Genomic DNA, 16006 nt, shown 5'->3' with positions numbered 1-16006 from the left:
GGCACATTCGTGAATAATTGGATTTAGCTACTTTTAAAGTACAAAACAAGCTAACATTTAAGGTTTAATATATCGGCTTTTTTGTTTTTCCTTTTGAACAAGGCGTAATTTTAGCCCCATACCTCTATTAAATCCTACTGAAAAAATGTGGTAATGGCTTAAAAGTAAAGTCTCTCAATGAAAATTTATAATTCTTTAAAAGAATTAGAGAGAAAACTCACACAACTTATAAAACACACTGACAATCAAAAAATTAAAAATATTACATCATATCAGTATCTAGTTAATAATTATTTACAATGTTTTTAATAAGAAATGATATAAAACAAATAGTCTCTTATAAGGTTTAAAGATTTGATTACAACATCTTTTTAAAAATTTTATTTTAGATTCAATTTGATATTTTAAGTAAGTCAATATTAAAGAGGGTTTTTTCTTTTTTTTTAAAAAATAGATTTATATAAAATTTATATTTTTACAAAAAACACCATGGCGCAATATACCCAACAAACAATAACTGGAAATGGAAACCCCAATGGCTCAGTAAGTGGCAAAATAGGATATGTTTATATTGACATTCTTACAGGAGATAGATATGAGTCTATTGGAATTAATGATGAGACTCACAAACTATGGAGGCTTATACAAAAAAATAGGGTTCCATTATTGAAACGTGAAGTAAATCACACAACAATGTTAGGGTTAAAAGATCTCATTTTAGGCGAAAAAATATATAATAAAGATAGATTAGTTAATTTTGAAGTTATAGCTGATGATAAACCAGAATATTTAATTTTTGAAAGAGATGATACAAACAATATTCACTCAACAATGGTTTCAAAAAATGGGATATTTACAAATGGTAATATAATACCAGCGAATACAGTATTTGAATTTATATGGAAAGTTGATGAAAAAAATACTATTATGTCTGACACAAGTAATTATGAAGTTACTTTAAATACCGTCGAAGGTCTTTGCCCTATTGGATATAGGAATCGTGGTAACAAATTAGATTGTCCAAGTAGTATTACAGACAGATTTATACTAACATCTATAAAAGATTTAGACGGGAATGATTTAGATAGAACTAATTTACCATTTGGACAATGGATAAAATCAATTTGGACCACCAAAATTGACCTTACAGTAAACTATATTGGTTTTTCTCTTAATCAATCACCAATAGATACGGCTAAACCTTTTCATCTGCAATATTTAAAAGTAGGTGAAATAGAATTTATACCAAAAAGTGCTGATAATACAGTTTTAAACGGGTCTGATAGTATAACTTCTTTTACATTTAATCAAGGGACTTATGAACCTATTAAATATGGAACTTATGCCGCTACACCAGACAACTTAAATAATTTTGTTATTGAAGATGGAGATTATTATAGAGAACTGCAAATAAAACCTTTAGGTAATATTATAAATCCAATTAACTATGGTGCTATTCCAAAAAGCTCTTTAACAGATTATACAGACGATGCTTCTCCTTTTATTCAGGCTTGCATTGATAGTCCTTACAATGTAGATTTAGGAACTTATAAGTGGTATGTCACTGGTAATATTAGAATTACAAAGGCAAAGTATATACGTGGACACGGATTAGGAGGCGAAGCAAGGTATTCTATTGATAATCAAGAAAAATCTAAAACAATAGTTTTTACAGATAAAGACGTTGATATTTTTAGAGTCGCTGAAACTAATGTGTACATTGAAAATTTTACAGTTGATGTTTCAGGAGTACTAAATCCAACAGGTCATGCTATCGTTTGTTATGAAACTAAAGATCGAAAAATACTAGGTGGTCGTGTTGCTTTAAGAGGAGTTGGAAAACAAAATATAACAGCACAATATGAAAAGGGATTTAATTTAGTTACTTGGGATGGTGCTTATTATGATGACCCTACAAGTCCAGAATATAAATATGGAGAAAGTCACGCTTTATCTTTTTACCTTATTGGTAGATTTATGCACGATGTTATTAGAGCATCTGGTAAAGCACGTTGGAACCCTCGTTTTGGATTAAGTTTAGCCAATTCTTTAACAGGTGCAGCTGTAACTAGCTTAATAGCTACAGATTTAAGCCCTTTTACATGGGTGCATGATGGTTATAATCTAGCAGTTAAATTAGATGATGGTAGCTGGTTAGAAACTGAAATTACTACAATTAATACAAATACTGGAGAAATTACCTTTGATGCTTTTGATTTTTCAACAACTAATGCAAGTGCTGGTAATGAAGTACGATTGAATATTGCACGTTCAGTAAACTCTTTTACTTTTGAATATATTGAATCTGATAAAAGTAAAAGAGCTGTATTTTTTCAAAATCAAGGAGGCGTTTCTGTAATAAAAAGAGGTCATTATCAATCTGGTTTAGTACTTTCTTCAAAAGAACAAAATTATTCTCACTTACATATTGACACAACTAATTGTATTATTGATGGGTATTGTTGGGATTTAGGTAAAAGCAAAAGTGGTGAAACACATAGTCATTTTTGGGCTGCAGATATTAGAAACAACGAAAATGTTATTACGGGACAATTTATAGATCATTATAAAAATAATAAAATATTAATACATGCACCTATTGCCAGTAATGCTATAATGATTAATTCAAAAGGTTTTAACTATTATAAGAGTAATGTAAATACAGGAGAAAGCGGATATATAGAAGACGTAGATAATACTTTTTTAATGTTGCATAAAACTGTAGATATTAATCATTTTTGGTATCAAAATACTGGAGGTTCTTTTGATTTTGTAAATAACACTAATACAGCAGATAATTATCCTGCAGAGGCAACGCTAGTACCAGAAGGTGCTGGGGAAATAGGTCATTTAGTTGCACCCTTAGATAACTTATTTAAGTTTAGTACATTAATGACAGGTTTTCTTTTTGATTCCTCATTTAATGAAAATAACGATTTTATTGAGATTGCAATTAATAATCCTACACAAGCTATAGAAGCAGATTCTATTTTGTTATTGTTAGGTAATTTATTTATTTCTAATCCATCAAAGGTACAATTAATAGTTAATGGAAGTGGTGGAACTTATAATAAAATTTTTGATGGTAAAGAATTAACAAGAGATACTCCTTTATGGTTTCATAAAATTAATGAGAATACAGGTACTATTAATGAAATTATCTTACGTTTTATAGGAACATCAGACAAAACTAAAACATTTCAAATATGGTCATTACAAGCCAAAGCAAAATACTATCCCCAAAGAGTTAGACCAAACATAACCATAGAAGGTCAACAAATAATTTGGGATTGGTTAAATTTTAAGCAAGGTATAAAATTACCGAATGCAATACCCTCAGACAGTATAGCATCAGATGTAACTGGGCTAGTTTCAGATTTTAATGCATTATTGGCAATTTTAAGAGCAAATCAAAATGAGTAATGAATGGTAAGTATCGTTATTAAATGATGGTAAAGGGAAAAAGCAAGTTTATAACAAACATGAGCTTAAATCCGTATTACTGAAATAAATAATAGTAAGTTTAAAGAAACTTTATTACAATATTTATATTCATGATCAATGATTTAAGTGATATTTTATAAGGTAAATACTTAAAATAAACGTGAGTTCGACTTAAGAAACTCCTATATTAGGCATAAATCTTTGTATTTTAATAGATGGTTTTGTATCAAGAAAACAATAGGCAGTTAACCCAGCGATTAAGTTACCTAAGAAGTTGTCAAATGAGCGGTGTCTGGAATGTTCAATCTGACAGGTATTTTTCAAAACATCATTTACGGATTCTATAATTGCTCTTTTTCTCAAGTAAACTTTATCCATAAATTCAAGTGCTTTCTTTTTCATGTTTTTTCTTAATTTGGTTACTAAATGGATTCCATCAACAAATAATTTATCAAATAAATCTTTGCCTAAATATCCTTTATCTCCATAAATTTTTCCAAATATTTTGTCATGAAAATTTTTATCCTTTAAAAGTTGTCTATCATCTACATTGGCTTTAGTAATCAGAAAGTCAATAATTTGCCCTTTATCATTACAGACTAAATGTAATTTAAAACCATAGAACCATCCTAATGTGCCATAGCTTTTTTCTGCAATTCCTTTAAATACTTTATGTTGTTTTTCTCTTTTATAATGGCTAACTTTTAGTGTTGTAGAGTCAATAAAAGAAATACCTGAACATTTACCTAATCTATGAAGTTTTAAATAGACAGCTAAAGATTGGATAACTTTCTTTTGGAGTTCTACAAACCGATTATAAGAGACATGATCAGGAAAAAAATCATTCATATGTTTACAAACATAATATAGGTAAAAGTGTTTTAAATTGCGATAGGATTTTAAATGAAAAAGAACCATAATGGTCATTACTTCACTTTTACTCATTTTTGATTTTCTGTTTCGTTTTTTAGATTGAGAGGTGTCTGAAATGCTATGTTTTATTAAAATAGCATCAAATTCTTTCATAAAATCGTCTAGATTACAGAAAATTTCAATAATTTTATCATTAGAAATCATAAGCAGAGTAACTTTAGTTTATTGGAATTCAATACTTTAATATACTAAATATTCTGCTTTTTTTATCAAAAAAATTAACTTTTTATATCGAACTCACGTTAAAATAAAGAATTTCTTGAAACCAACTATCCCCAGAGCAAGCCACAGGGGTATTTCGCCCGTTTCATTTTGACCTCAGGAACCTCAGGGTCAAAAACCGAAATTCTATTATTTAGATTCCCGTTTTCACTGGAATGACAATTTAAACACCTAAAAATAGTTCTTAATAACTCTAAAAATCGATCATAAAAGGCATCAAACTGCTCTGTGGATGATAAAAATGAAAATTGACGCTGTAAATCAGATATTCTTTGTATTTTAAGTATAAGAAAGATAAAAGAAAACCCTGTTTTTTGGCTATATTGCCGTTTTTCGGGGTTTGTTTATTCTAAATTAAATAATTCACTGATATACAAATGATTGAATACTTATAGAAGTGCCTAAATATTTTTTTTGTGATATTAATAAGCACGCAAAATACGTGCTTTTATATTTATTAGATATAAATTTACTACTCAACCTTAACCAGATTCAACCCATCATACTTTACTAAGTAAACACCACTATTTACAAAGCCTTTACCAGCATTGTTTTTATAATTAAATTTTGTACACATACGCTCAGAGAAACCAGCATTTAGTGCATTTTCAATAGTATTAAATGATGCGAAGCGTAATAAGGCATCGTATGTAGTGTCAAACCCTTTAAAAGCATATTCTGTAGGTTCTGCAAAATTTAATTGCTTATATCTTGAAATGAATTGTGTGGTTCTTTCATTATTCTGATCAATAAAACTGTACTCAGGATAGTGAAAATTCACATGTGCCAATTGATTATTAATACCTTTAGATTCATCAAAATTATCCCCTCTTTTAAGCGCAAAAAGCGTTACATTAAGTTTTTCAGACAAAGAACCTAAATTATTAATTACATCTGTTGTCACTACTTCATCATCTGTAACAAGAATAATAAAATTATCTTTGCCTTTCTTAATATTATCAAGAAATAAAGTTCTTTTAATATACCCTTTTTTAGGTTTAATTAAGGTAACTGTATTTATAGAGTCTAAAGCTTCTAACTTCTCTTTTACACTTACTAAAAATGGTTCTGATTCTTTTTTATCATCACCAATCAATATTAAGTTTTGTCTATCATATTTTGTATTAATATAGGATAAAACTTTTTCTGACAACTCACTTTCAGAGGGTACCTCTTGAATTACTGAAATATTATTCATTGAAGAATGATCTCTTTTTGATACTGGTGAAATAATCGGAATGTTTCTACCCTTAGTTAATCTCGAAACCAATTCTAAATTACCATAAAACATTGGGCCAATAATCACATCAACTTTAGCAAGATCTAAGCTGGTGAAAATACTGGTGATCTTCGTTTTACTATTTTGAGTATCAAATGTTTTTACATTAATTCTTAATCCCTGTTTCTTTAAAGAGTCTAATGCTATTGAAGCACCAAGATAATAATCGGTTGCAATATTAGCCGTTTTATCTACTCCTGTTGTTTCAAAATCAACTTTGTTATTATTACTCATAAATGGCAGTAAAAACACTACATTTAATTCTTGACCATGTTTCAGTAAAGGCATGAACTCCTTGGCATTATTTACGTTAATTGATGTAGGTAGTTTAATAAGCATCCCTACTTTTAAACCATCTTTCAAATCAGGATTCACCTCAATTAATTGCGCTTGATTAAGTCCAAATCGTTCACCTAAATTATAAAATGTGTCTCCTTTTTCTACACGATGTAGTAACGCAAAAGATGCATCTTCTGGTACCTCTTCAACATTTGGCACCAGTATAATACTATCTGCTTTTAACCCTTGCTCTTTAATATCGGGATTTAAGGCTTCCAATTCTTCAATCGTAATATTGTAACGTTTAGCAATTCTCCATTTATTCTCCTTCGACTTTACTATGTATGGCTTTGTATCCTTACTTTCTGTACTGGTATTAGATGCTACAGAAGAAGGCAATTTAAAATCATAAGGAACAGGTATTTTTATAATCTTTCCTGCTTTTAAACCACCAAAACGCAATTCAGAATTAAATCTTCTAAGCTGTTTCTTAGCAACGCCATACTCCCTCTTAAGTTTAGAATACGTTTCCTTAGGCAATAACTTATGATATAAAAATCCGTCTTTTACATAATCTACATGTTCACTGGTTGCAGAAACAGGTTTATACGCTTTATTAGGTACAATTAAAATTTTTACTCCGTCAAGGTTATTGTTATTCTTGATCTCAGGATTTAACTGTAACAATTTATAAGGTGTAATGGATAGTTTTTTACACACTGATTGAATAGTTTCATCCGCTTCAACCTTATATTTTTTATAGGGTTTGTTTTGTGCTAAAGCGGAAATCATACTTAACAAAAAAATGATTACCAGCAATTGAATCTTATGCATACTCTTTATTTTTATTCCCATTCTATGGTCGCAGGTGGCTTAGAACTTATATCATATACAACTCTATTGACACCTCTTACATTGTTTATTATTTTATTAGATATTTCTTGTAAAAACTCATACGGCAAGTTTGCCCAGTCTGCTGTCATACCATCTGTGGAAGTCACAGCCCTTAATGCAACTACACTTTCATACGTACGTTCATCTCCCATAACACCAACAGAATTGACCGGCAACAACATAGCTCCAGCCTGCCATACTTCATCATAAAGCTTCCATTCTTTAAGTCCATTAATAAATATTGCGTCAACATCCTGCAGAATTTGAACTTTAGTAGGGGTGACGTCCCCTAGAATTCGTATTCCCAATCCAGGACCTGGAAATGGATGTCTTCCTAAGAGTTCTGCACTAATACCTAGAGACCGCCCTACTCTTCTCACTTCATCTTTAAATATCATCCGTAAAGGCTCTACGATCTTTAACTTCATATAATCGGGCAAACCACCTACATTGTGATGACTTTTAATAGTAGCAGAAGGTCCACCACTTACAGAAACCGACTCAATAACATCTGGATAAATCGTACCCTGACCTAGCCAAGACACACCCTCTATTTTATGAGCTTCATCATCAAAAACATCAATGAACGTGTTACCAATAGCTTTACGTTTTGCTTCTGGATCTGTAATTCTTTCAAGGGCTTTCAAAAAACGTGCCGAAGCATCTACCCCTTTTACATTTAAACCCATTCCTTGGTACTGCTCTAAAACGCTTTGAAACTCGTTTTTTCGCAATAATCCGTTATTAACGAAGATACAATATAAATTTTTACCGATAGCTTTATCAAGCAGTACCGCAGCAACTGTTGAATCAACACCTCCAGATAAACCTAAGACAACTTTGTCCTTACCTACCTTTTCTTTTAGTTTGGCAACCGTTGTATCAACAAAAGAATCGGGTGTCCAATCTTGCGCTACGTTGGCGATATTTACTAAAAAATTCTCTAGTAATTTTGTTCCGTCTTTCGTATGATATACTTCAGGATGAAATTGTATCGCATACGTATCTTCGCCTTCTATTTTAAAAGCAGCATTTTCAACATCGTGTGTACTTGCAATTCGTTTGTAATTTGAGGGAAGTGCTATGATTGTATCTGAATGACTCATCCAAACCTGTGAACCGTCATTAATTCCTTTAAACAAACTACTAGTATCATCAACTAAAGTAAGTTTAGCTCTACCGTATTCACGAGTATTAGAAGCTCCAACTTCCCCACCAAAAAAATGAACTAAGTATTGCGCTCCATAACAAATACCCAGTAATGGTTTCTTTCCTTTTATATTAGATAAATCTGGTTTAGGAGCATCATCTTGACGTACAGAATACGGACTACCAGAAAGTATTACAGCTTTATAATGATCTGGATTTACTTTTTGAGAATTGTATGGATGAATTTCACAGTAAATGTTAAGCTCGCGTATTCGACGTGCAATAAGTTGCGTAACCTGAGAGCCGAAATCTAAAATAAGTACCTTTTGTTGCATTCGCAAAAGTAAAATTTAATTAAGAATTGGTAAAATAGAATGATAAAAAATATTATCTGCCGTATATTTCTTATTTTAGTCTCAACTAATTATGCATAATGAAACATTTTATTACCACCCTATTTATACTTTTAGTATTTTCTAACCTTTTATTTAGCCAAGAGGCTTCTAAAGAATTTAGTAAAGGTCCTTACCCCCAACTTATTATAAGAGGAGTAACATTAATCAACGGTAATATGGCACCGCCAACGGGACCCGTAGATATCATTATAGAAAATAACAAAATAAAAAATATTGTTACTGTAGGATATCCTGGTGTAAAAATTGATGAAACAAAAAGACCTAAATTAAAAAATGGAGGGTATGAGATTGATGCCAATGGTATGTATGTGTTGCCTGGTTTTATTGATATGCATGGCCATATTGGTGGTAAAGCTCAAGGAGCTGATCCTGATTATGTATTTAAATTATGGATGGCACATGGTATTACTACGATTAGACAACCAGGTGGTATCAGTGCTGTTAAATTAAAACAGCAAAGTGCTAACAATGAAATTATTGCCCCTAGAATAGTTTCCTATACTTTTTTTGGTGCTGGGTCAAAAACACCTATAAGTACACCTGAACAAGCAAGGCAGTGGGTGCGTGAAAATGCTAAAAATGGTGCTGATGGTATTAAATTTTTTGGTGCTGCTCCAGAAATAATGGCAGCGGCTCTAGATGAAAACAAAAAATTAGGCTTAGGTTCAGCTTGTCACCATGCACAAATGAATGTGGGTTGGTGGAATGTACTACATTCTGCCCGTGCAGGATTAACTTCTATGGAACATTGGTATGGATTACCTGAAGCATTATTTGAAGACCGAACAGTACAAAACTATCCACTAGATTATAATTATAACAATGAACAACATCGTTTTGAAGAAGCTGGTAAATTATGGCAACAAGCTGCCAAACCGCATTCTGAACACTGGAATAAAGTGATGAACGAATTGATCGAGCTAGATTTTACATTAGATCCTACCTTTAATATTTATGAAGCTAGTAGAGATTTGCAGCGTGCCAGAAGAGCCGAATGGCATGAAGACTATACACTACCTTCGTTATGGAAATTTTATCAACCTAGTAAAATTTCTCATGGGTCGTATTGGCATTATTGGGGAACAGAGCAGGAAGTTGCTTGGAAAAAGAATTACCAATTATGGATGGAATTTATTAACGAGTATAAAAACAGAGGTGGACGCGTCACGGCGGGTTCAGATTCAGGGTTTATTTTCCAGCTGTATGGATTTGCATATATACGTGAGTTAGAATTGCTGCGTGAAGCAGGGTTTCATCCTTTAGAAGTTATTAAAGCAGCAACATTAAGTGGAGCACAAGCATTAAAAATGGATGATAAAATAGGCACAATAGCTATTGGAAAGCTAGCAGATTTAGTAATTGTAGAAGAAAATCCATTAGTAAATCTAAAAGCATTGTATGGTACTGGAGCCATCAAGTTAACAGAAGCTAATGAAGTAGTACGTGTAGGTGGGGTAAAATATACCATAAAAGATGGAATTATTTATGATGCAAAAAAGCTATTGGCAGATGTAAAACGTCAAGTTGAACAAGCTAAAAAGAAAGAGAATTTTAAGATATCACAACCAGGCATCAAAGAATAATTTGTAATGAACCAGTATTCTGCCGTCTAAAATTTAAAATCAAAAAAATGTTAAAAAAGTATTTTCCTTTAGTATTAAGATTAGTTATTGCTGCGCTTTTAATTCAAACGTTAAGATTCAAATTTACTGCGCATCCTGATAGTATCTATATTTTTGAGAAAATTGGCTTAGGTGCTACTGGTAGGATTGGTATTGGTGTTTTAGAATTAATTGCTGCCATTTTATTATTGATACCTCGAACTGTTTGGGCTGGTGCGTTGCTAACTTTAGGAATTATTTCTGGCGCTATCTTTTTTCATCTTACACAATTAGGTATAGAAGTAAATGGAGATAATGGCACCTTATTTTATATGGCTGTTCTTATTTTTGTGTTAGCATTGATACTTTTACTGTTCAATAGAAAAAACATACCGATTATTGGCGAAAAGCTGTAAACGGTAAATTTTCTGGTAAATGATTTCATAAAACTGCTATTTTTGAGATTAAACCACCTTACCCTCTTGAGGTCAGGTTTAAAAAAATGCTATGAAATTATTAAACAATGTCAAAGAAGAATTTTTCTTTGCAACCTACCATGTTGACAAATTAATCTCAACTTTTCTTTTAAAAAAGCTTGGTATAGACACTATTGAAAAAATGTCTAATCTTGGTCTTAAAGGTCGTTCTAAGTTTGAAAACAGATTAGATCTATTAATGCAATTAAAAACGTTGTCTAGCGACAAAAAGAAAAAGTTAGAAATCTTTACAGAATTATATAATGTAATGATGCTGAAAAAAGCTGATTTTTCTTCTAAAAATGAAGAATATTATGCTTTTCTTATTAAAAATTATCCTCAGAAAAAAGGATTAAACTCATCAGATAAAGCTAGTAATATTTTAAGAGATTTTGTGGTTGATGTACAGCGCATGGTTAAAAATATTACATCTTCAAACGGAATTCAGAATAGAGATAGTAAAAAAATATCTGCTAGAATTAGGCAAGCGTAACTAAATTCTGATTAAAATAATAATTAGAATTCCTATTTTTACGCTATGACGAAAAATATATTTCGTATAGCTGTATTAGCAATCATTGTTAATGAGAGCGGTCAAGTTCTTATTGGATCGTCTCCTCGTGATGGCGGCTATAAATTCCCTCAAGGAGGATTAAATCTTGGTGAAGATACTTTAACTGGAGTAAAACGCGAACTAAACGAAGAACTCGGCATTACTATTTCTAATGATGATATTGAGCTAATTTTCAAGGAAAAAGTTTGTTATACATATCCTCCTGAAGACCCCTATTATATATACAAAGGACAAGAGCTTTCTGTCGTAAAAATAAGGTATAATAACACCTGGGACTTAATTCCACAAGATGATGAATTTGAAGAACTACATTGGATAAAGCCTTCAGAATTAATCAATTTCGATGTTGGGTTTAGACTCAAAGCATATACAAGGGCTCTAGAGCTCAGCAAACTTTTATAAAGTAATTACCGAAAATTCTAATTTTAAAGGATCAAGGTTTTCTTTGAGTACTTTTGTCAGTGTATCTCCGTACTCAAGATAATATTCAGAAAAATTGCGTTGGCGTTCTTCCAAACTTTGGTTTGGAAATAATTCACCTTGTAAATTCTTAATTCTATCTGCTAACTCTTTATGTTTTCTTTTTTCAGCTTTAAGTAAACGTTTCTCCAAATTATCAAGCCCATTGAGTTGTTTTTTAGTCTGTGCATTTACAGCTCCAATAAATGACTTATCAGTCTGTTCAGCTATTTTTTCTAATTGAGTAAACTGTTTTTTAAGCAAACTCCTCTGCGGCGAAAAATCAATTTTTAATTTAGATATTTCTTTTATCTTTTTATCAACTAAATCATTTTGCTGTAAGAAAATTTCCTCTTGAGAGATGTTTAGTTTTTGCAGTTTCTGAGTTTGTTTTTCTGATTGTAATAACACAGAATTACGTAGCAATAAAATTGGAAAAGGAACATTCACAGCCTCAAAATAGTTTTTCAATTCAAACCAATAAGCAAGCTCACCTCCCCCACCGATATAGCATAAATTGGGTAAAATTACTTCCTGATATAAAGGTCGTAGCAAAGCATTAGGGCTAAACCTATCTGGGAAGTCAGAGACTTCTTTAAGTAGTTCGCTCTTGTTAAAGGAAATATTGGTATTATTGACTTTGTAAATTCCATTTTCTAAAATGATACGTTCACGTAAACCATCAGTTAAATAGAACAAATTAATCTCCCGAGGGGTTACCTGAATTTTATAATTCTTTTCAAGACCAGCGATCGTTTCTAAAACTTTATTATAGCTGGTTTGATTTAAGAGCTCATCCTTAACATAAGGAATGAAAAGCTTTTTAAGTTCTTTATCATCACCATCAACAATGACCAATCCGTATTCAGCAAACAATTCATTGGCAATATAACGAGTAGCATCTGTTAAATTATCATGTTCTAGATATCCTTTTTTAAAAAGTTCTTTCAAATAACTTGCAGTATCGGTTTTTGGTAACTGCTTAGAAAACTCCTCAAAAACGGTTTCTAATCCTTTTGTTGATAATCTTCCTACTGCACCTTCACTATCTCGTTTCCATTGTATTTTTTTCCCGTTAAGGTTAAAATAATTGATTTCATCAAAATCATGATCTTCGGTAGCCATCCAATAAATAGGTACAAAATTTTCATTTGGAAATTTTTGCTGTAATCGCTCTGCTAAGTTAATAGTTGAGATAATTTTGTATAGAAAATATAACGGGCCTGTAAACAGATTTAACTGATGTCCTGTGGTAACTGTGTATGCATTTTCTTTGGCTAAAAACTCAATGTTTAGTTGTGTTTTATCAGAAATATTAGTGTTTTTGTATTGGTTTTTTAGGGTGTTAACCAAAACCATTCTCGACTGCGCTCGAACTGAAACCCTTTTTTCTTCTAACTGTTTTCTGAATCCGTTAAGGTTTGGAAAATTATTGTAAAATAGTTGCAATTTTTTATCTTGGGCTAAATAATCAAGCATCGTTTTTGAAAAATAACCTGTTTGCGAAAAGGGTATTGTAAAAAGTTTTGTTATACAGTCTTCTTCGACCATTTAGTTAGTTTTTAATGAAGTTAAAAATACTAAAATTTAATCATGATATATGATCTTAAATTTTAACTAACAAATTTTTAACTAAACAGGAGCACCTTGAAGATCAAAATCACCTGCACTAGTAATTTTTATATTTACAAACTGCCCCATTTGCACATAATGTTCACGAGCATCAACTAGTACATCATTATCCACATCTGGTGAGTCGAACTCGGTACGACCAAAGAAGTAATTTCCTTCTTTTCTATCGAAAATACATTTAAAAGTCTTCCCTATTTTTTCTTGATTTAATTCCCATGAAATCTGACTTTGAATTTCCATAATTTCTGAAACCCTACGTTCTTTAACCTCATCAGGAACATTATCTTCAAGTGTTGCAGCATGTGTGTTTTCTTCATGAGAATACGCAAAAGCCCCAAGACGATCAAAACGTGTATCGCGTACCCATTGCTTCAATTCTTCAAAAATTTCATCTGTTTCACCAGGATAGCCAACAATTAAAGTCGTTCTTATGGTCATGTTTGGAACTGCTGCTCTAAACTCCCTTAACAGCTTATTTGTTTTCCCGAAGGTGGTGCCACGACGCATAGATTTCAATATTTCTGTATTGATATGCTGTAGTGGTATATCAAGATAATTACACACTTTTGGTTCATTCTTCATTACGTCTAAGACATCTAATGGAAATCCTGTTGGGAACGCATAATGTAACCGAATCCATTCTACACCTTCTATCTTAACCAATTCTTTTAGTAAATCAGCTAAGGCTCTTTTTTTATAAATATCGAGTCCGTAATAGGTTAAATCTTGTGCAATTAAAATCAATTCTTTAATTCCCTTTTCTGCCAGCTTAGTCGCTTCTATCACCAAATTTTCGATTGGTGTAGATTTATGCTTACCTCTCATTAAAGGAATTGCACAAAAAGAACAAGGTCGATCACAACCTTCAGCTATTTTTAAATAGGCATAATGTTTTGGTGTTGTTGTTAAGCGTTCGCCTAATAGCTCGTGCTTATAATCAGCTTCTAAAACTTTTAACAAATTCGGTAAATCGTGCGTACCAAAATATTGATCAACATCGGGTATTTCTTTTTCTAAATCTGGCTTATAACGCTCACTTAAACAGCCTGTAACATAAACTTTATCTACTAAACCTTCTTCTTTTTTATGCGCGTAATGCAAAATGGTGTTTACAGATTCTTCCTTGGCTTTACCAATAAATCCACAAGTGTTAATCACAACGATATTCCCATCATCTTCTTCATCTTCATGCACTACTTCTTTACCGTTCGCCTTTAACTGCCCCATCAATACTTCAGAATCATAGATATTTTTTGAGCACCCTAAAGTAACAACGTTAATTTTATTTTGTTTTGTAGATTTTGTACGCATTTTTATGGACTAGGCATTAGGGATTAAGGATTCGTTGTATTAGCATCGAGTAAGAGATCAAAAATTAATGGTCCAAATACGAAAGTTGCCATCAATAGAATAGCTAATGCTATTAAAAGTAGTTTTGAATATTTTCTTTTTATAATAGCACCTAATGAAGTTATTGCTATTATCAAATAAAAAAAAGCTATTGTATAAAATCCTTTGGTAAAAAGCGCAACGACTTCTTCAGTAACCTCAGCGTCTTCTATTGACTTTAGGTTAAATGTTTGAATAATATTCAATATAAATCCAACCGTAGCCAACATAGCCACTGCTGCATAAAGCACCATTAGATTTCTAGTAGCACTTTCCATCTATTTGAAGAAAGAATCCACAAATTCATGTTTATTAAACACCTGAAGATCATCAATACCTTCACCTACTCCAATATATTTTACAGGAATTTGAAATTGATCTGAAATACCAATGACAACCCCGCCTTTCGCTGTACCATCTAATTTTGTAACTGCTAGCGAGGTTACTTCAGTAGCTTTTGTAAATTGCTTGGCTTGTTCAAATGCATTTTGTCCGGTTGAGCCATCTAAAACCAACAAAACATCATGCGGAGCATCAGCAACTGTTTTTTGCATGACTCTCTTGATTTTAGTTAACTCATTCATCAAATTCACCTTATTATGCAAACGACCCGCAGTATCAATAATAACAACATCAGCATCTTGATTGACGGCCGACTGTACCGTATCAAATGCTACCGATGCTGGATCTGAGCCCATCTTTTGTTTCACTATAGGTACATCTACACGATCTGCCCATACTTGTAATTGATCGATTGCGGCGGCTCTAAAAGTATCTCCCGCTCCTAATACAACTTTTAAACCTTGTTTTTTAAATTGTGAAGCTAATTTACCAATGGTCGTTGTTTTACCGACACCATTCACACCTACTACCATCATTACATAAGGTTTCTTATCTCTAGGTATAGAAAATTCTGTTTCATTACCTATGTTGGTTTCAGAAAGCAAACCAGTAATCTCTTCACGTAAAATTTTATTCAGTTCATCAGTACCCAAGTACTTATCACGCGCTACGCGAGCTTCAATTCTTTCAATAACCTTTAATGTGGTTGTTACACCAACATCAGAAGCCACTAATACTTCCTCTAAATTATCTAAAACATCATCGTCAACTTTAGATTTACCAGCAACAGCTTTAGACAACTTACCGAAAAAAGAAGCATTACTCTTTTCAAGACCTTTGTCTAAAGTTTCCTTTTTATCTTTTGAAAAAATATTTTTAAATAAACTCATTTATCTTATAATCAATTTTAATTATTG

At 31.8% G+C, this 16006-nt stretch carries 12 protein-coding genes; 5 read left to right on the top strand and 7 right to left on the bottom strand.

The window, feature by feature from the left end:
- Positions 1 to 489: 489 nt before the first annotated feature.
- Positions 490 to 3423: a hypothetical protein gene (locus tag AC1EUY_RS10955; protein WP_480195578.1), complete on the top strand. Its 2934-nt coding sequence runs from the start codon at positions 490 to 492 to the stop codon at positions 3421 to 3423.
- Between the two features lie 192 nt (positions 3424 to 3615).
- Here the strand turns inward: AC1EUY_RS10955 and AC1EUY_RS10950 are convergent, their stop codons facing one another.
- From AC1EUY_RS10950 to guaA, 3 genes are all read right to left on the bottom strand, one after another.
- Positions 3616 to 4521, bottom strand: a complete 906-nt coding sequence (locus tag AC1EUY_RS10950; protein ID WP_480195577.1) for an IS982 family transposase — start codon at positions 4519 to 4521, stop codon at positions 3616 to 3618.
- Between the two features lie 550 nt (positions 4522 to 5071).
- The gene (locus AC1EUY_RS10945; RefSeq protein WP_480195576.1) at positions 5072 to 6991 is read right to left on the bottom strand and encodes an ABC transporter substrate-binding protein; all 1920 of its coding nucleotides are present in this window, start codon (positions 6989 to 6991) and stop codon (positions 5072 to 5074) included.
- 11 nt (positions 6992 to 7002) lie between these two features.
- A complete protein-coding gene (guaA, locus tag AC1EUY_RS10940) occupies positions 7003 to 8535 on the bottom strand; it encodes a glutamine-hydrolyzing GMP synthase (protein WP_480195575.1) in 1533 nt (510 codons plus the stop codon).
- Between the two features lie 98 nt (positions 8536 to 8633).
- On the opposite strand from guaA, the gene AC1EUY_RS10935 reads away from it, so the two are divergent.
- From AC1EUY_RS10935 to AC1EUY_RS10920, 4 genes are all read left to right on the top strand, one after another.
- Positions 8634 to 10199: an amidohydrolase family protein gene (locus tag AC1EUY_RS10935; RefSeq protein ID WP_480195574.1), complete on the top strand. Its 1566-nt coding sequence runs from the start codon at positions 8634 to 8636 to the stop codon at positions 10197 to 10199.
- A 47-nt stretch (positions 10200 to 10246) separates the two neighbouring features.
- Positions 10247 to 10633, top strand: a complete 387-nt coding sequence (locus AC1EUY_RS10930; RefSeq protein WP_480195573.1) for a DoxX family protein — start codon at positions 10247 to 10249, stop codon at positions 10631 to 10633.
- A 91-nt stretch (positions 10634 to 10724) separates the two neighbouring features.
- Positions 10725 to 11186 carry a hypothetical protein gene (locus AC1EUY_RS10925; protein WP_480195572.1) on the top strand — a complete coding sequence of 154 codons (462 nt, stop codon included), beginning with the start codon at positions 10725 to 10727 and terminating at the stop codon, positions 11184 to 11186.
- A gap of 45 nt (positions 11187 to 11231) precedes the next feature.
- Positions 11232 to 11669 (top strand): NUDIX domain-containing protein, encoded by a 438-nt coding sequence (locus AC1EUY_RS10920; RefSeq protein ID WP_480195571.1) that lies wholly within the window; start codon positions 11232 to 11234, stop codon positions 11667 to 11669.
- On the opposite strand, the gene bshC is transcribed toward AC1EUY_RS10920, so the two are convergent.
- The 4 genes from bshC to ftsY all read right to left on the bottom strand — a co-directional run bounded on the left by bshC (position 11664) and on the right by ftsY (position 15979).
- Complete coding sequence (bshC, locus tag AC1EUY_RS10915; protein WP_480195570.1) at positions 11664 to 13277, bottom strand: bacillithiol biosynthesis cysteine-adding enzyme BshC; 1614 nt, start codon at positions 13275 to 13277, stop codon at positions 11664 to 11666. The two genes, AC1EUY_RS10920 and bshC, sit on opposite strands and share 6 nt — an antisense overlap.
- Positions 13278 to 13358: 81 nt before the next feature.
- Entirely contained in the window at positions 13359 to 14669 is a 1311-nt protein-coding gene (rimO, locus tag AC1EUY_RS10910) for a 30S ribosomal protein S12 methylthiotransferase RimO (protein ID WP_480195569.1), read from the bottom strand.
- Between the two features lie 23 nt (positions 14670 to 14692).
- Positions 14693 to 15025, bottom strand: a complete 333-nt coding sequence (locus tag AC1EUY_RS10905; protein WP_480195568.1) for a hypothetical protein — start codon at positions 15023 to 15025, stop codon at positions 14693 to 14695.
- The gene (ftsY, locus tag AC1EUY_RS10900) at positions 15026 to 15979 is read right to left on the bottom strand and encodes a signal recognition particle-docking protein FtsY (RefSeq protein WP_480195567.1); all 954 of its coding nucleotides are present in this window, start codon (positions 15977 to 15979) and stop codon (positions 15026 to 15028) included.
- Positions 15980 to 16006 lie beyond the last annotated feature (27 nt).

Source organism: Maritimimonas sp. 2210JD6-3 (assembly GCF_056591795.1).
The sequence above is the reverse complement of the archived record's forward strand: the minus strand, read 5'-3'. Positions and strand labels throughout refer to the sequence as shown.

Coding starts and splice junctions, on each gene's coding strand:
- AC1EUY_RS10935 (WP_480195574.1), top strand. CDS start 8,634: ATGAAACATTTTATTACCACCCTATTTATACTTTTAGTATTTTCTAAC.
- AC1EUY_RS10920 (WP_480195571.1), top strand. CDS start 11,232: ATGACGAAAAATATATTTCGTATAGCTGTATTAGCAATCATTGTTAAT.
- ftsY (WP_480195567.1), bottom strand. CDS start 15,979: ATGAGTTTATTTAAAAATATTTTTTCAAAAGATAAAAAGGAAACTTTA.
- AC1EUY_RS10945 (WP_480195576.1), bottom strand. CDS start 6,991: ATGCATAAGATTCAATTGCTGGTAATCATTTTTTTGTTAAGTATGATT.
- bshC (WP_480195570.1), bottom strand. CDS start 13,277: ATGGTCGAAGAAGACTGTATAACAAAACTTTTTACAATACCCTTTTCG.
- AC1EUY_RS10950 (WP_480195577.1), bottom strand. CDS start 4,521: ATGATTTCTAATGATAAAATTATTGAAATTTTCTGTAATCTAGACGAT.
- AC1EUY_RS10930 (WP_480195573.1), top strand. CDS start 10,247: ATGTTAAAAAAGTATTTTCCTTTAGTATTAAGATTAGTTATTGCTGCG.
- guaA (WP_480195575.1), bottom strand. CDS start 8,535: ATGCAACAAAAGGTACTTATTTTAGATTTCGGCTCTCAGGTTACGCAA.
- AC1EUY_RS10925 (WP_480195572.1), top strand. CDS start 10,725: ATGAAATTATTAAACAATGTCAAAGAAGAATTTTTCTTTGCAACCTAC.
- rimO (WP_480195569.1), bottom strand. CDS start 14,669: ATGCGTACAAAATCTACAAAACAAAATAAAATTAACGTTGTTACTTTA.
- AC1EUY_RS10905 (WP_480195568.1), bottom strand. CDS start 15,025: ATGGAAAGTGCTACTAGAAATCTAATGGTGCTTTATGCAGCAGTGGCT.
- AC1EUY_RS10955 (WP_480195578.1), top strand. CDS start 490: ATGGCGCAATATACCCAACAAACAATAACTGGAAATGGAAACCCCAAT.